Consider the following 274-nt stretch of genomic DNA (forward strand, 5'->3'; position numbering starts at 1 on the left):
GATCGATGAGCCCCGATGTGCAGCATGCCGCACCTGGCCAGAAGTCCGGGCCCGGGCTGGGCGATGGCGTGACGTTTACGACGACACCTTTTGCTGAGGAGACGGAATTTACCGGCCCGATTGGCGTGAAGCTCTGGGTCAGTTCCTCGACCGCGGACATGGATATCTTTGCGGCGCTAAGACTGATCGATCCGCAGGGCAGGGACGTCACTTTCATCGGCAACAGCGATCCGAACGTGCCGCTCGATCTGGGGTATCTCCGGGTATCGCACCG

General features: G+C 61.3%; 1 protein-coding gene. It reads left to right on the forward strand.

Going from position 1 to position 274, the window contains the following annotated elements; genetic code table 11:
• The coding region (locus SB847_RS20980; protein ID WP_410578536.1) for a CocE/NonD family hydrolase C-terminal non-catalytic domain-containing protein at window positions 1–274 on the forward strand (274 nt) is incomplete at both ends.

Origin of the sequence: Bacillus sp. SIMBA_026, from assembly GCF_046535335.1 — a bacterium.
GTDB classification, from domain to species: Bacteria; Bacillota; Bacilli; order Bacillales; family Bacillaceae; genus Bacillus; species Bacillus velezensis.